The sequence below is a fragment of the Paraburkholderia guartelaensis genome (genome assembly GCF_004353905.1).
Classification (GTDB): Bacteria; Pseudomonadota; Gammaproteobacteria; order Burkholderiales; family Burkholderiaceae; genus Paraburkholderia; species Paraburkholderia guartelaensis.
Map to the genome: position 1 here is coordinate 130117 of NZ_SMOD01000005.1, position 16101 is coordinate 146217.

Consider the following 16101-nt stretch of genomic DNA (forward strand, 5'->3'; position numbering starts at 1 on the left):
GGCACAGCGCGAACGCTCAACCCGTATTGCGCAGCCCCGCCGCAATCCCGTTGATCGTCAGATGAATACCGCGCCGCACGCGCGGGCTTGGGTCACCGGCGCGATAGCGCTTGATCAGTTCCACCTGCAAGTGGTTCAACGGATCGAGATACGGGAAGCGGTTCTTGATCGAACGCGCGAGCAGCGGGTTATCGGCGAGCCGTTCGGGGGCGCCCGTGATCTCGCCGAGCACCTTCGTCGTGCGCTCCCATTCGGCCACGATGCGCTCGAACACGAGCTTGCGCAGCTTCTTGTCCGCGACGAGTTGCGCGTAGCGCGAGGCCACCGCGAGGTCGGTCTTCGCGAGCGTCATGTCCATGTTCGAGAGCAGGTTCGAGAAGAACGGCCAGGTCTTGTACATCTTCTTGAACATCGCAAGACGGCGCACGCGCTCGGCGTCGCTGCCCGCATCGTCGAGATACGAGGCCACCGCGCTGCCAAAGCCGTACCAGCCCGTGAGCAGCAGGCGGCACTGGCCCCACGAGAAGCCCCACGGAATCGCGCGCAGGTCGTCGATCTTGCGGTTCTTCGGGTCCTGCAGCTTGCGCGAGGCCGGACGGCTGCCGATGTTCAGCTCCGCGATTTCCGTGATCGGCGTGGAGGCGAAGAAGTAGTCGGTGAAGCCAGGCGTCTCGTAGACAAGCGCGCGGTATGCGGCCATCGCGGCGTCGGAGAGCGATTGCATCGTCTCTTCGAATGCGGGCAGTTGATCGGGTGCGTTGCCCGCCCCGCCCATCGGCAGCAGCGTCGCTTCGAGCGTCGCAGCGATCACCGTTTCGAGGTTGCGGCGGCCGATCTCCGGATTGCCGAACTTGCTCGCGATGACTTCGCCCTGCTCGGTCAGACGGATCTGGCCTTCCACCGTGCCCGGCGGCTGCGAGAGGATCGCGTTGTAGGTCGGGCCGCCTCCGCGGCCCACCGTGCCGCCGCGGCCGTGGAACAGACGCAGCGTGATGCCGCGCTGCTTGTACAGCGCGACGAGCGCCAGCTCCGCGCGGTACAGCTCCCAGTTCGAGGTGAGGAAGCCGCCGTCCTTGTTGCTGTCCGAGTAGCCGAGCATGATTTCCTGCTCGTTGCCCTGGTGCTCGACAATGGCGTCGATACCCGGCAGCGCGAGCAGGTCGCGCATGATGCCCGGCGCGTGGCGCAAGTCGGGAATCGTCTCGAAGAGCGGGATCACCATCAGCGCGGCCTTCGCGGAGTCTTCCGCGTGGCCGAGGCGCCCGCTCATGAGGCCGGTTTCCTTCTGCAGCAGCATTACTTCGAGCAGGTCGGAAACTGTTTCGGTGTGCGAGATGATGTAGTTGCGCACCGCGCGCGCTCCGAACTTTTCACGCGTCACACGCGCCATTTCCAGCACGCCCAGCTCGCTCTTCACGAGGTCCGAATAGTCGAGGTACGGCGAGCGCAGCGTGCGCGGATCGGCGAGCTGCGCGAGCAGCACGATCTGCTTGTCTTCTTCGGAAAGCGCCGCGTAGTCGGCTTCGACACCGGCGCGCGCGAGCAGCTCCGTAATCACGGCTTCGTGGATGTCCGAGCTTTGGCGCAAATCGATCGAGGCGAGATGGAAGCCGAACACGTCGACGGCGCGCATGAGCGGCGCGAGACGCGTGGTGGCGAGCGACGCGCCGTGATGCTCGGCGAGCGAATCCATCAGAATATGCAGGTCGCGCGAGAACTCGTCTGCGTCGGCATAGGGTTTGGCGCGCACGGGCGCGGCGTTGCGGCCCGCGCTGCGCACGGCCACCACGCCTTCGCCCAGACGCACGCGCGCGCTCGCGGCGAGGCGCGTGTACACGCCGATCAGCGCGCGACGATACGGCTCGTCCACGCGGTGCGGCGACTGGTCGGGCGAGGCTTCGGCCAGTGCCTTCAGTTCTTCGCTCGCACCCGCCAACAGGTTCGACACCGAAAGCTCGGCGCCCAGGCGGTGCACTTCGTCGAGGTAATGCTGCAGGATCACCTGCGCCTGGCGCTCGCTCGCTTCTTCGAGCGTGGCGGCGGTGACGTTCGGGTTGCCGTCTCGGTCGCCGCCGATCCAGCTGCCCATCTGGAAGAAAGCGGGCAGGCGCGCCGAAAGGCCGTGCTCCTTCAGCTGTGTTTCGATCTCGCTGTAGAGCGCCGGGATCTCGGTGAGGAAGGTCGTGTGGTAATACGAAAGCGCGTTTTCGATTTCGTCGCCCACGGTCAGGCGCGAGTCGCGCAGCATCCGCGTTTGCCAGAGCGAGGTCACGCGTGCGCGCAAGAGCGATTCGTTGTGCTCGAGTTCGCGATGCGTGAGCGGCTGGTCGCGCTCGGCGAGCAGGCGTGCGATGTCGTGCTGCGAGTCGAGCGTGCTCTTGCGCTGCACTTCCGTGGGGTGCGCGGTGAGCACGGGGACGATCAGCGCGTCGTTGAAGAACTGCTGGAGCACCGGTGTCGCGGCTGCGCCCGCTTGCGCCAGACGTTCGAGCGAATGCGCGATGGTGCCCGCCTGCGGCGCCGAGCCCGCGAGGTCGTGAATGCGGCGGCGGCGGTTGCGGTGGCGATCTTCAGCGATGTTCGCGAGATGCGAGAAGTAGCTGAACGCGCGCACGACGCTCACGGTCTGCTCGGGCGAGAGCGCGCGCAGCTGCTTTTCCAGCGCGAGCGCGTCGGCGTTGTCGTCCTCGCGGCGAAAGCGCACGGCGGTCTGGCGGATCGTTTCCACGACGTCGAACACGGCGTCGCCTTCCTGCTCGCGCAGCACTTCGCCGAGCAGGCGGCCCAGGTAGCGGATGTCTTCGAAGAGCGGCTGGTCCTTGTCGTCGCGCGCGCGGCCATTACGCGACGCGCCGGCGGCAGCTTTCGGAGCCTTCGCCGCATGCGTGGCCTTCGTCGCCTTCGTCGTCTTTTCGGCCTTCGGAGCCTTCGCCGTCTTCGCCGCCTTGACAGCCTCGGCGTCCGGTTTGGTCGTCATGGATTTCGTGGTCTTCGTGGTCTTCGTCGTTTTCGCCGGTTTCGTGGACGGCGTGGCCGATGCGGCCTTCGAAGTTGCGTTCTGCGATGCGGTGTTGCGGCGCTCTGCGCGCGCCGAGCCTGAAGACTTCACGATGTTTTCCTTGAGGCTTGCCAGGATATGGGCAGGTTAGTCGGAGAACTGCCAACTGCATGGCCGCGGCGCGTGCCGGGCCGTGTACTGCGGGTGCAACCTGGGGAGGGCGGAAGGTGCCACCCTGTGCGAGCCGTGCGGATAGTGCAGAGGCGGCGCGGGCCGCCAATGGCGGTGCGCCGGGTGCAGGCCTTGCTGGAGAGTGCGCCGCTGCGAAGGCGAGCGCAAGCCGAAGCGGCGATGGCCGGGGCAACGCGGGCCGCGTATGTGCCAGCCGCATGCCAGACGCGCGCCAGTTTGCCTACGATGTGTGCAGTAAGCGCCGCTGCAACGTCTGAGTCTCTTCCTTGCCGCCGCTCGCGCCTTGTCAGCCTGTCCCTGCGGGAAGGCGGTAAAAAGGGCGCGTGCTAACATTGCCTGTTATCCGATCCTGCTTTTTCATCCCGTCATTCGATGTACCTGCCATGAACTCCGAGACGTTATCCGCGCCCATGCCCCGCACCCTGGTGATCGCTTCGCGGGAGAGCCGCCTCGCGATGTGGCAGGCAGAGCATGTGCAAGCTGCGCTGCACAAATTATATCCAGCCTGCGACGTGAAAATTGTTGGAATGACGACACGAGGCGATCAAATTCTCGACCGCACACTTTCGAAGGTGGGCGGCAAGGGTCTTTTCGTGAAGGAACTGGAGCAGGCGCTGGCCGAGGGCCGCGCCGATCTCGCCGTGCACTCGCTCAAGGACGTGCCGATGGAGCTGCCCGAAGGCTTCACGCTCGCGGCCATCATGGAGCGCGAGGACCCGCGTGACGCGTTCGTCTCCAACGACTACGACTCGCTCGCCGCGTTGCCGGCGGGCAGCGTGGTGGGCACATCGAGCCTGCGCCGCGAGTCGATGATCCGCGCGCGCTATCCGCATCTCGACGTGAAGCCGCTGCGAGGCAATCTCGACACGCGCCTCGCCAAGCTCGACCGCGGCGATTACGCGGCCATCATTCTCGCGGCTGCGGGCTTGAAGCGCCTCGGCCTTGGCGCGCGCATCCGCGCACTCATCGAGCCCGAGGACAGCCTGCCGGCGGCGGGGCAGGGCGCGCTCGGCATCGAGATCCGCGCCGATCGCGCCGATATCGCCGCATGGCTCGCGCCGCTGCACGACGACGCCACCGCGAAGGCCGTCGAAGCCGAACGCATGGTTTCGCGCGCGCTGGGCGGCAGCTGCACGGTGCCGCTTGCGGCCTACGCGCAGTGGCACGACGGCAAGCTTGCGCTGCGCGGCACGATCGCCACGCCCGACGCGAGCCGCGTGCTCGCCGCACAGGAGTCCACTGCAGCATCCACGCTCGACGATGCCATGGCGCTCGGCCGCCGCGTTGCCGACGATCTCATCGCGCAGGGCGCGCTCGAGATCGTGCGCGCACTTGCGGACGCGGCTCAGGCCGCCGATGGTCCGAGTGGTCCGAATGTGGCGCCCACCCAGGGCCCCGCTACCCACAACCCAACCGGCGCGGGCGAAGGCCCGGCCTCCCGATGATGGCCGGCCCCAGGCAACCGTACGGCAACCCCAGCCAGCCCGACGACTGGGGCGGCCCGGGCGACGCCTCCACCGGCGCGAAGCGCGCCTCACCGGCAAGCGGCGATAACAGCAATGGTGACGGTAAGCCGTTCACCGTCGTCATTACCCGGCCGTCCGGTCAGTCGGATGGTCTCGCCGGACAGCTCGCGCAGCACGGCATGCGCACGCTCGACTTCCCGCTCATCTCCATTGCGCCCGTAACCGACGAAGCGCCGCTGCGCGCCGCGCTCGGCGCGCTCGAACGCTATGCGCTCGTCGTGTTCGTATCGCCGAACGCCGTCGATCGTGCGTTCGCAGCGTACGCATCGGTTTCGTCGATCTGGCCGCCCGCATTGCCCGTGGCCGTGGTCGGCCCGGCGAGCGTGGCCGCGCTCGAGCGGCACGGCGTCGCGGCACCCGAGCACCGTGTGGTGAGTCCTGCGGGCGCGGGGGACGAAGAGCCCGCGCGCTTCGATTCGGAGTCGCTTTACGCGGCGCTCGAAAAGACCTTCGGCGTGGACGCCTTCGCGGGCAAGTGCGTCCTGATCGTGCGCGGCGACGGCGGGCGCGAGTGGCTCGCCGAGCGTCTGCGCGAAGCGGGAGCCGAGGTCGAGACCGTGGCGGCCTACCGCCGCGTCGTGCCCGAGCCGCCCATCGCGGCCTGGACACAGGTGCACGCACTCCTTGAAGGCGCGCCGCACGCGTGGCTCGTCACGAGTTCCGAAGGCGTGCGCAACCTCGACGAACTTGCGCGCGAGCACCTCACGGCGGGCGAGATCGTCGAGCTGCGTCACGCGCCGCTCGTCGCGCCTCACCCGCGGATCGCCGAGACGGCGCGCTCAATGGGTTTTGATAGGATTACGGTGTCCGGCGCGGGCGACGAACGCATCGTCGAGACGCTGCTAGGCCTCGCTTCTTCCGTTGTTCAACCGGTTCAGAACACTCCGGCCCAGGCGCCGGCTAACCCACGCATGACAGATTCGAACAACTCAAGCAGCACAACAAAACAGGGCGCGCTCGCCACGGGCGCGGCGGCTTCCAGCAGCGCATCGGCTTCGGGCAGCGCATCGGCGCGGCCGTCGTATGCGTCGTCGGGCTCGGGATCGTCCGCACCGCTGACTCCGCCGCCGGGCGCAGGCAACGGGCGTCGCGGCGCCGGCTCGGCGCTGTTGTGGCTCGTCGTGGTGCTGGTCGCGGCGGGTTCGGGCGCAGGCGGCTATTTCCTCAATCGCAAGGTCGACAACCTCGGCATGCAGGCGATTCAACGCCAGCAGGCAAGCGAGCAGCAGACCGCCGCGCTGCGCGCACGCGCCGACCAGGCTGTTGCGGGCGCACAGCAGATCGACAAGCAGATCGCCCAGCTCGAAGGCAAGATCGCCGACGCGCAGAATTCGCAGCAGGCGCTCGCGCAGCAATATGCCGATCTGTCGAAGAGCCGCGACGACTGGACGCTCGCGGAAGTCGGCCAGATGCTGTCGAGCGCGAGCGAACAGCTCCAGCTCACGGGCAACACGCAGCTGGCACTGTTCGCGCTGCAGAGCGCCGACACGCGCCTCGCCGCCTCGGACAACGCGCAGGCCATCGCTGTGCGCAAGGCGATCGCGCAAGATATCGACAAGCTCAAGGCCGCGCCGTCCACGGACCTCACCGGTCTCGCCATCAAGCTCGACACCGCGCTCGGCCAGATCGACTCGCTGCCGCTTTCGGGTGAGGCGATCGTCGCGCATACGAAGCCGGAAGCTGCGCAGCCCGCCGATATCGCCCAGGTTGCCGCCGCGACCAACCAGCCGAAATGGAAGGTGTGGATCGACACGTTCGTCGACGGCGTGGGCAAGCAGATCGCGAGCCTCGTGCAGGTGCGCCGCATCGACAACGCGGACGCCATGCTCGTGTCGCCCGATCAAGGCTATTTCGTGCGTGAGAACCTGAAGCTGCGTCTGCTTTCGGCGCGCCTCTCGCTGCTCTCGCGCAACCAGGACACGCTCAAGTCCGACCTCGCGGCCGCCGACGCCACGCTCGCACGTTACTTCGACAGCGCGTCGAAAGATACGCAAACCGTGCGCGGGCTGCTCAAGGAAGTGAACGACGGCTCGGCCGCCGTCACGCTGCCCACGCTCGACACGAGCCTGAAGGCGATCCAGCAATACCGGAGCCGGGGGTAAGACATGGCGATCCGTGGACTCCTCTGGCTCGCGCTTCTGTTCGCGATTGCCGTCGCGCTCGCGACCGTCGGGCGCTTCGACACCGGGCAGGTGCTGCTCGTCTACCCGCCGTATCGCGTGGACGTCTCGCTCAACCTGTTCGTGGTCGGCATCGTGGTGGCGTTCCTGCTGCTTTACGCGATCCTGCGTTTCGCACGCAATATCGTGACGATGCCGCGCCGCGTGGCAGCCTATCGCGCGCGCATGCGCGCCGAGAAGGCGAACTCGGCGCTTCGCGATGCCGTGGGCAATCTCTACGCGGGCCGCTTCTCGCGTGCCGAGAAAGCCGCGCGCGATTCGCTCGCCGACGCGAAGAATACGAGCGCCGCGGGCCTGATCGCCGCGACGGCTGCGCATCGTCTGCATGAATACGCGCGCCGCGACGAATGGCTCACCCAGGTTGACGACCCCGACCTCCAGGAAGCGCGCCTCATGGCGACCGCCGACATGCGCGCCGACGGCCGCGACGCCGATGGCGCGCTAGCCGCGCTCACCGAAATGCGCACCCAGGGCGGCCGCCGCATCCACGCGCAACAGATCGCACTGCGCGCGCAGCAGCAGCTCAAGAACTGGAGCGAAGTGCTCAAGCTCGTGAAGACGCTGGAAAAGCGCGAGGCGCTGCACCCGGCTGTAGCCGTGCGCCTGCGCCAGCTCGCGGCGGAAAATCTGCTGCGCGACCGTCGTCACAACGCCGACGCGCTGCTCGAGCTGTGGCAGTCGCTCTCGAACGTCGAGCGTCACTCGCCGCGTCTCGCCGACTGCGCCGCCGAACTGCTGATCGCGCTCGACCGCCAGGCCGACGCGCGCAAGATCGTCGAGGAAGCACTCGCGCAGAACTGGGACGCGCGCTTGCTGCGCCGCTACCCGGACACCGCGGGCAGCGACGCGCTGCCGCTCATCCAGAAGGCGGAAGCCTGGCGCAAGGAGCGCCCTGAGGACGGTGACCTGCTGTTCGCGCTGGGCCGCCTGTGCCTGAAGCAGCAACTGTGGGGCAAGGCACAGTCGTTCCTCGAAGCCGCGCTGAAGTCTGCCGACGCCACGCAGAACGAGCCGCTCAAGATCCGCTCGCATCGCGCACTCGCGCGCCTGCACGAGCAGCTCGGCGACGGCGAGAAGGCCGCTTCGCACTATCGCGAAAGTGCACTGTCGATGAACGTGGTGTAAAGAAGCTCACCACGATTCTCAAGCCGCAATAAAAACGGCCGCCTGCAAAACAGGCGGCCGTTTGTTTTTGCTGAAGCCGTAATGCGCTTAGCGGTTCACGAGCTTCGCCGGCGCCGAAAGCGCGAGCAAACCGCCGAGGATCATGAACGCCGCGAGCATGTACATGCCCGAATCGTTGGCCTTGGTGGCCTCTTTGAGCCAGCCCACCGCATACGGGCTCAGGAAGCCCGCGAGATTGCCGATCGAGTTGATGAGCGCGATGCCGGCCGCCGCGCCCGTGCCTGCGAGCCAGGCCGTGGGCAGGCTCCAGAACAGTGGCAGCGTGGTGAGAATGCCCATGGTCGCGATGGTGAGCGCCGTCATGGCGAGCGTGGTGTCGTGCGCCCACGTGACCGAAAGCACGAGGCCGAGCGCGCCGATGGCGGCCGGCACGGCGATGTGCCAGCGGCGCTCGCGCGTGCGGTCGGCGCTCTTCGCCACCAGCACCATGCCAACCACGGCCGCGGCGAACGGAATCGCCGAAAGCAGACCGATGGTGAGTGAGTCTTTCACGCCCGTCGCCTTGATGATGGTGGGCAGCCAGAAGCTCACGCCGTAGAGGCCCATCACGAACGAAAAGTAGGTGAGGCTCATCACCAGCACGCGCGCGCTCGTGAGCACGGTCATGATCGGCGGGTCCTCCTTGGTGGCGTCTTCAGCGGCGATGTTGCGTTCGAGCAGCGCGCGCTCTTCATCCGTGAGCCACTTCGCTTTGCCGATGCGGTCGTCGAGCACGAAGAACACCAGCACGCCGACGATCACCGAAGGCAGCCCTTCGAGCAGGAACAGCCACTGCCAGCCTTGCCAGCCGTTCGCGCCGTCAAAGGACTTGAGAATCCAGCCCGACACCGGTCCGCCGATCACGCCCGACAGTGCGATGGCCGTCATGAACCACGTGGTCATGCGCCCGCGGCGGTGCGCCGGATACCAGTAGGTGAGATAGAGGATGATGCCGGGGAAGAAGCCCGCCTCGCACAGGCCGAGCAGAAAGCGCATCACGTAGAACATGGTGGGCGTGGTGACGAACATCGTCAGGATGGAGACGAGGCCCCACGTGACCATGATGCGCGCGATCCACACGCGTGCGCCCACGCGATGCAGGATGATATTGCTTGGCACTTCGAACAGAAAGTAGCCGACGAAGAAAATGCCTGCGCCGAAGCCATAAACCGCATCGGAGAGATTGAGCGCCGAACTCATCTGCAGCTTGGCGAAGCCCACGTTGACGCGGTCCAGATACGCGACCACGTAACACAGCATGAGGAGCGGAATGAGCCGCCACGCGACTTTGCGATACGTGGCTTCTTCGAAGGCGGAGGGCGGGGCGCCCGCTCCCGCTTGCGGCAAATGATTCGCTGGACTGGCCATGGTGTCTCCTATGTCGTCTTGCCTGTTTGTTATGTCGGGTATTTCAGGCTGAAGCACGACCATTCTATACGCGCCGCCTGGCAGCGACGGCGCGGGAAAACACCAATTCGTCAAGCACTTACCGGGCTGCGAGAGGGGCGGCCAGCCGCCTATACGCAGCGCCCGCCATCCACTTCGATGCAGGTGCCGGTGATGAACGCGGCCTCATCCGAGGCGAGATAGAGACACGCATTGGCCACGTCCTGCGGCGTGGAAAAGCGCCCGAGCGGGATAGTCGCGACGAAGCGCTGGCGGTTTTCGGGCGTGTCGGGCACGCCCATGAACTCCGCCGTGAGCCCCGTATCGCCGATCACGGGATTCACGCAGTTCACGCGAATCTGGTCGGGGCCCAACTCGGCGGCCAGCGCCTTGCTCGCCACGATCATGGCGCCCTTGCTGCCGTTGTACCAGACGAGCCCGGGCCGGGGCCGGATGCCGGCCGTCGACGCGATATTGACGAACGCGCCGCCGCCGCGCTCGCGAAAGTGCGGCACGAACGCGCGCACGCTCCAGTAGAGGCCCTTCACGTTGACGGCGTAGACGCGGTCGAACTCCGCTTCGCTCACTTCGAGCACGGGCTTGTTGCGGTGCGTGGTGCCCGCGTTGTTGACGACGATCTGCACGCTGCCGAAGTCTTCGATCGCCGCTTCGCGCAGCGCGTGCCAGTCGGCTTCGCGCGTGATGTCCCCTTGCACGGCGATGGCCTTGCCGCCTGCGAGCGCAATCTCGCTCGCCACGCGCTCGGCGGCTTCACCGTTCAGATCGTTGATGACGACGTTCGCGCCTTCGCGCGCATAGGTCTTGGCTATCCCTTCACCGAAGCCCGAACCGGCGCCGGTGACGACAGCCGTCTTGCCTTTGAGTCGCATGGTGTCTCCGTTTATGTTTATCGACATGATTCAGCCGTGCCGGATCGCAATCGTCTTGAGCACCGTGAAGCCATAGAGCGCTTCGAAGCCTTTTTCGCGCCCGTGTCCCGAGTGCCGCGTGCCGCCGAACGGCAATTCGACGCCGCCGCCCGCGCCGTAGTTGTTGATGAACACCTGGCCCGCGCGCACGCGCCGGGCGAGACGCATCTGGCGCGCGCCGTCGCGCGTCCAGATGCCGGCGACGAGGCCGTAAGGCGTGCCGTTGGCGAGCGCGAGCGCTTCTTCCTCGCTCTCGAAGGGCATGGCCGCAAGCACCGGACCGAACACTTCCTCCTGGGCGAGGCGGCTTTGCGGCGGCACGTCGCGCAGGAGCGTCGGGACTTCGTAGAAGCCGCCGCTGGGCGCATCGGCTTCGAGCCTGCCGCTCGCCGCCGTGGCGATGCGGCTCGCGGCCGCTTCGTCGAGAAAGCCGCGCACGCGCTGGCGCTGCTTCTCGTTGATGAGGGGACCGCAGTCGAGATCGGCACTGGCCGGGCCCACGCGCAACTTGCCGAACGATGCTGCGAGCCGGTCGATGAGCGGCTCGTAGGCGCTGCGCTCGATCAGCACGCGGCTGCCCGCAGAACAGGTCTGCCCCGCGTTCTGCACGATCGCGGCGACGAGCACGGGCAGCGCGGCGTCGAGATCGGCATCGGCGAAGACGATTTGCGGCGACTTGCCGCCCAGTTCGAGTGTGACGGGCACGTGGTGCCCGGCGGCCATCTGCGCGACGAGCTTGCCCGTTTGCGGCGAGCCCGTGAACGAAATGTGGTCGATGCCGGGATGCGCGCTGAGCGCCGCGCCCGCCTCATGCCCGAGCCCGGTGACGATGTTGAGCGCGCCCGCGGGCAGACCGGCTTCGCGCGCCAGTTCGGCCACGCGCAGCAGCGACACGCAGGCGTCCTCGGCGGGCTTCACGACGCACGCGTTGCCGGTGGCGAGCGCCGCGCCCACGCTGCGGCCGAAGATCTGCATCGGGTAATTCCAGGGCACGATGTGGCCCGTCACGCCGTGCGGCTCGCGCACCGTGAGCACCGTGTAGCCGGCCTGGTAGGGCAGCGTTTCGCCGTGCAGCTTGTCGGCGGCCCCGGCGTAGAACTCGAAATAGCGTGCGAGCGCGGCGGCGTCGGCGCGTGCCTGCTTGAGTGGCTTGCCGGTGTCGCGCGCTTCGAGTTGCGCGAGTTCTTCCTTGTGCTGGCCGACGAGGCCCGAGAGCGCGAACAGCATTCGCCCGCGCTCAGCGGCGCTCAGTGCGCCCCAGGCGCCCTCGAAGGCTTTGCGTGCGGCCGTGACGGCCGAGTCGATGTCGGCTGCGTTGCCGCGCGCAAGCTGCGCGAAGGGCTGGCCGGTGGAGGGGTCGATCGCGGCGAGCGTCTCGCCGCTGGCGGGCGAATGCCATTCGCCGCCGATGAAGTGCTTCGCTTCTTCCATGCATGCGCCTCGTAAATGGGGAGGGAAACGCAAAACGGAAAACGTCGCCGAGGCGTGGCTCGGATCGCCCGATGGAGGGCCGCGCCGGCAGATCGATTATCGCGCCAATTGCGGGCGCTACGCGCAGGAATTCAGCAGGCACTTCAACTGCGTGCGGGAAAGCCCTGGGCCGAACCGCCGGCCGTCCTGGCCGATTGGCTATAATGGCGTCCATCTTCCAACGTCCGCGACGTTCGGTTGCGCGCCGTTTTTCCGCGCGAGCCGTCGATTTTTTCCCCTTCTCAACAGAGAGCGCTCATGAGCTTTGCAAATGTCCCCGCCGGCAAGGATCTGCCGCAAGACTTCAACGTGATCATCGAGATTCCCGCGCAAAGCGATCCGGTGAAATACGAAGCCGACAAGGACCTGGGCCTGCTCGTCGTCGACCGTTTCGTCGGCACGGGCATGCGCTATCCCGTGAACTACGGCTTCATTCCGCAGACGCTCTCCGGCGACGGCGACCCGGTCGACGTGCTCGTGATCACGCCGTTCCCGCTGCTGGCAGGCTCGGTCGTGCGTTCGCGCGCGCTCGGCATGCTGCAGATGACCGACGAGTCGGGCGTCGACGCGAAGCTGATCGCGGTCCCGCACGACAAGGTCTGCCCGATGACGGCCAACCTCAAGTCGCTCGACGACGTGCCCGAGTACCTGAAGGACCAGATCAAGCACTTCTTCGAGAACTACAAGGCGCTCGAAAAGGGCAAGTGGGTCAAGGTCGAAGGCTGGGTCGGCATCGAAGCCGCCCACAAGGAAATCACCGAAGGCGTGGCGAACTTCAAGAAGTAAATCGCGCTTCAGGTTCGATCGAAAACCGCACGTGCTTGTCAAAGCCGTGCGGTTTTTTTATGGGCGCTCGATTAATCCACTGCGGCGACGTCGCGCAGTTCGGGCCCGCGCAGGATGTCGAGCCGAGCGGGCCTGCCCACGCCGTAGCCCTGCGCGTAGTCCACGCCCATCGCGACCATCCAGTCCACGATGGCGGCGTCCTCCACGCACTCGGCGATCGTCAGCTTGCCCGCCGCGTGCGCGACCTGATTGATCGATCGCACGATGGCCTGGTCCAGCGGACTGTCGACGATGCCGCGTATGAAGCTGCCGTCGATCTTCAGATAGTCGACGTGCAGATGCTTGAGGTAGTTGAACGACGACATGCCCGCGCCGAAGTCGTCGAGCGCGAAGCGGCAGCCCTGCGCGCGCAGGCGTTCGATGAGCGTGATCGCCTCGTCCAGGTTCGTGATCGCGGCGGTTTCGGTGATCTCGAAACACACGCGCTCGAACGGGATCGACCAGATGCGCTGTTGCTCCTCGATATAGTCGGCGAGCTGCTCGTCGCCGAGCGAGGCGCCCGAGAGGTTGATCGACCAGGTGCCGTAATCGTGCGTGCCTTCGGCAATCATCGCGAACGCGCTCGCGATCACCCAGCGGTCGATGGCCGGCATGAGGTCGAAGCGCTCGGCCGCGCCGATGAACGCGGAAGGCTCGACGAGCGCGCCGGAGGCGGACTGCATGCGTAGCAGCAGTTCGATGTGCGTGTCGTCGGCCGCCGATGCCGATGTGGACAACTGCGCGAGCGAAAGAATCTTCTGTCCGAACAGGCAGAACTGGCCGTTCTCGAGTGCCGCCTTGATGTCGGAGACCCACGCCATCTGCGCGTGCGTCTGCGAGAGTTCCTCGTCGTCATAGCGAAAGCGGTGCACGCGGTTGCGGCCTTTCTTCTTCGCCATGTAGCACGCGACGTCCGCGGCTTTCATCACTTCCTTCACGGAAACGAGACCCGCCGCGTCTCCGACGAGTCCGATGCTCACGCTCGTCTGCACGATGCGCCCGGCGCCCGTGAAGCGGATCGCCGCAATGCCCGCGCGCAGGTTCTCCGCGAGCAGCGACGCGTGCGCCGCCGTGCAGTGCGGCAGCACGACGCCGAATTCGTCGCCGCCCAGACGCGCAATGACGTCTTCGCCGCGCAACTCGTTTTTGAGCACGCGGCAGACCTGGCGGATCAGTTCGTCGCCGGTCGAGTGGCCGCAGGTGTCGTTGACGACCTTGAACTGGTCGAGGTCGAGGAACATGACCGCATGGCCGGGCTGTCCGGCAGGTGCACTCGCGCTCTCATCGAGCAACGCTGCGAGGCGCCGCTCGAATTCGCGGCGGTTGTAGATGTCGGTGAGTTCGTCGTGCGTCGCCTGGTAGGCGAGGCGGGCGGCATGCTCGCGCAGTGCGCTCACGTCGTAGAGCACGATGACGGTGCCGATCACGCGGCGTTGCGCATCGCGCAGCTTCGACACCGAGTAGTCGACCGCGAGGCGCGAGCCGTTCGGGCGCATCACGTGCAGACTCGCGCCGCCTGCGTTGCCCGTCGCTTGCGAATTCATCAGGATGTCGAAGCGCTGCGGTTCGTGCGCGTCGTTGCGCAGATCGCAGATCGCATCGAACGGTTGCGCGAGCATCTCGGCGGCCGCGCGGCCGAGCATGCGTTCGGCCACGGCGTTGCAGTAAGTCACGCGTGCGTGTTCGTCGGTACGGATCACGGCTTCGCCGATCGAGGCCAGTGTGACCTCGGCCAGTTCGCGTTCGGTATAGGCCTTCGCTTCGGCCGTCCTCAGCTCGGAAATGTCGAACAGGCAACCGACCATGCGCACGGCGCGCCCGCGCGCGTCGCGCACCGCCTGGCCGCGCGCGCGGCACCAGCAGTAGGTGCCCGCGAGCGTGCGCAGACGAAACTCCACGTCAAAAGTCGTTGCGCGCGCAAGGTGTTGGCGCAGCGCGTGGCGCACGAGCGTGAGGTCGTCCGGGTGGACGAGCTGGGTGAGGCCCGTGTCGCTTTCGAAGCGCGTGCCCACGTCATAGCCGAGCTGCTCGTAGAGCCAGTTCGAGAAGTAGCATTGCCGGCTGCCGACTTCCCAGTCCCAGAGTCCGGCGTTGATGCCTTCGAAGCCTAGCGTGAGGCGCTCCTCGTTCTTGCGCACCTCGGCTTCCAGGCGGTCGCTGCGCGCGAGCGCGCGGCGGATGAATTGCGAGAACACGCCGAGCAGCACGATCGCGGAGGCGGCGAGCGCGAGCGTGAGGAGCGAGCGCGTGGCGCGCGCGGCGTCGTCGAGCGAGCGGGAAAAGCCGCTTTCGATCGGCGCGAGCTGATTGTCGATCTCGCGCAGCTCGCGCACGAGATTCGCGGATTCCGGCGCATGCAGTTTGCCCGCCTGCACGAGCGCGTGCAGGCGTTCGCCCGTATCGGCAAGACGCAGGATATAGCGGTCGCCGATCTCCCAGAACGCCACGGCCGGGCGCATCCACGGCGTGTTCTTGAGCGTGCGGTAGCCCCAGGTCATGCCGCCCATGTCGGCGGGCGCGATGCGGCCCAGTTCGAAACCGTGCCGGATCGCTGCGGTGTCAGGCTGCGCGCGGTTCATCTCCAGCCGCGCCGCGCGGTCGCCGAGCGGCACGGCAATGCCCGAGAGGAACGTGTGGTAGTCCGCCTCGTCGCCGGTGCGCGCGAAGCGTTCCAGCGCGTGAACGGCGTCCTTCTGGCCCTTCGACCAGCTGCTTTCCCCCGCCACATAGGCAAGCAGGATCGACATGATCGAGAGGCTGACCGCGGCGATCACCGCCATGACGGCAGCGAGCAGCCATAGCGGCAGCAGGACCGCGGTCGTGCGCCGCAATCCATGCCAACCGGGGGCAAGCCGGCTCGTCTCCGTTTTAATGGGTCTCTTCATGCTTCACCGGTCCCGTCGGCTTGCGAGGTGAAATGAGAGCGCACGCCGGGGGCTAAGACCGGCGTCTTGTGAGCAATAACGGCGAGGGTTGCGGCGGCTTTAGGCTTTAGACAGCGTATTCGATGAAAAGAGCAAACGCCCGTTTGGCGAGGCGTTTGCTCATTCTGGCGCTTCGGTTTCCGGGGCCGTTTCCGCGGGCAGTGGGGGCGGCGGGGGCAGGACCGATTCGAGCGTGCGCGCGCCGGCCGCGAGCGCGCGCTTCTCACGCGGGGTGAGGCGCTTGACCCAGTATTCGGCGCTCGAGGCGCGCGCACGATCGGCGAACTCGAATTGCGCGAGCACCTGCACCGGCTTGCGCGAGCGCGTGTAGCGCGCGCCCGTGCCGCTCGCGTGTTGAGCGAAGCGGGCGGCGACGTCGATGGCAATACCCGTGTAGACGCTGCCGTCGGTGCATTCGAGCATGTAGAGGAACCACGGCATATTTCTGGAAGCGATGAGCGTTATGGGCGAGGGCGTTTTAGCACGCACCGCGCGTGAATTTTATGT

The 16101-nt window shown here is 66.7% G+C and carries 10 protein-coding genes; 4 read left to right on the plus strand and 6 right to left on the minus strand.

What is annotated here, in order from left to right; translation table 11 throughout:
• Positions 1-16: 16 nt before the first annotated feature.
• Entirely contained in the window at positions 17-3109 is a 3093-nt protein-coding gene (gene ppc, locus E1N52_RS08465; RefSeq protein ID WP_133181874.1) for a phosphoenolpyruvate carboxylase, read from the minus strand.
• A gap of 464 nt (positions 3110-3573) precedes the next feature.
• Here ppc and hemC point away from each other — a divergent pair, with 464 nt between their 5' ends.
• The 3 genes from hemC to E1N52_RS08480 are packed head-to-tail and all read left to right on the plus strand — an operon-like array spanning position 3574 to position 8021.
• Positions 3574-4635 carry a hydroxymethylbilane synthase gene (hemC, locus tag E1N52_RS08470; RefSeq protein WP_133181876.1) on the plus strand — a complete coding sequence of 354 codons (1062 nt, stop codon included), beginning with the start codon at positions 3574-3576 and terminating at the stop codon, positions 4633-4635.
• Positions 4632-6818 (plus strand): fused uroporphyrinogen-III synthase HemD/membrane protein HemX, encoded by a 2187-nt coding sequence (gene hemDX, locus E1N52_RS08475; RefSeq protein ID WP_246089001.1) that lies wholly within the window; start codon positions 4632-4634, stop codon positions 6816-6818. The genes hemC and hemDX overlap by 4 nt, the downstream gene beginning before the upstream one ends.
• A gap of 3 nt (positions 6819-6821) precedes the next feature.
• The gene (locus E1N52_RS08480) at positions 6822-8021 is read left to right on the plus strand and encodes a heme biosynthesis protein HemY (RefSeq protein ID WP_133181878.1); all 1200 of its coding nucleotides are present in this window, start codon (positions 6822-6824) and stop codon (positions 8019-8021) included.
• A gap of 87 nt (positions 8022-8108) precedes the next feature.
• Here the strand turns inward: E1N52_RS08480 and E1N52_RS08485 are convergent, their stop codons facing one another.
• The 3 genes from E1N52_RS08485 to E1N52_RS08495 all read right to left on the minus strand — a co-directional run bounded on the left by E1N52_RS08485 (position 8109) and on the right by E1N52_RS08495 (position 11806).
• Entirely contained in the window at positions 8109-9428 is a 1320-nt protein-coding gene (locus tag E1N52_RS08485; protein WP_133181880.1) for an MFS transporter, read from the minus strand.
• A gap of 149 nt (positions 9429-9577) precedes the next feature.
• Positions 9578-10336, minus strand: a complete 759-nt coding sequence (locus tag E1N52_RS08490) for an SDR family oxidoreductase (protein ID WP_133181882.1) — start codon at positions 10334-10336, stop codon at positions 9578-9580.
• A gap of 30 nt (positions 10337-10366) precedes the next feature.
• Positions 10367-11806 carry an aldehyde dehydrogenase family protein gene (locus E1N52_RS08495; protein WP_133181884.1) on the minus strand — a complete coding sequence of 480 codons (1440 nt, stop codon included), beginning with the start codon at positions 11804-11806 and terminating at the stop codon, positions 10367-10369.
• 297 nt (positions 11807-12103) lie between these two features.
• On the opposite strand from E1N52_RS08495, the gene ppa reads away from it, so the two are divergent.
• Positions 12104-12631, plus strand: coding sequence for an inorganic diphosphatase (gene ppa, locus E1N52_RS08500; RefSeq protein ID WP_028207725.1), 528 nt, complete (start codon positions 12104-12106; stop codon positions 12629-12631).
• 71 nt (positions 12632-12702) lie between these two features.
• Here the strand turns inward: ppa and E1N52_RS08505 are convergent, their stop codons facing one another.
• Both E1N52_RS08505 and E1N52_RS08510 read right to left on the minus strand, forming a co-directional pair.
• Complete coding sequence (locus E1N52_RS08505; protein WP_133181885.1) at positions 12703-15555, minus strand: EAL domain-containing protein; 2853 nt, start codon at positions 15553-15555, stop codon at positions 12703-12705.
• Positions 15556-15714: 159 nt separating this feature from the next.
• Positions 15715-16035, minus strand: a complete 321-nt coding sequence (locus E1N52_RS08510; RefSeq protein WP_133181887.1) for a GIY-YIG nuclease family protein — start codon at positions 16033-16035, stop codon at positions 15715-15717.
• Positions 16036-16101 lie beyond the last annotated feature (66 nt).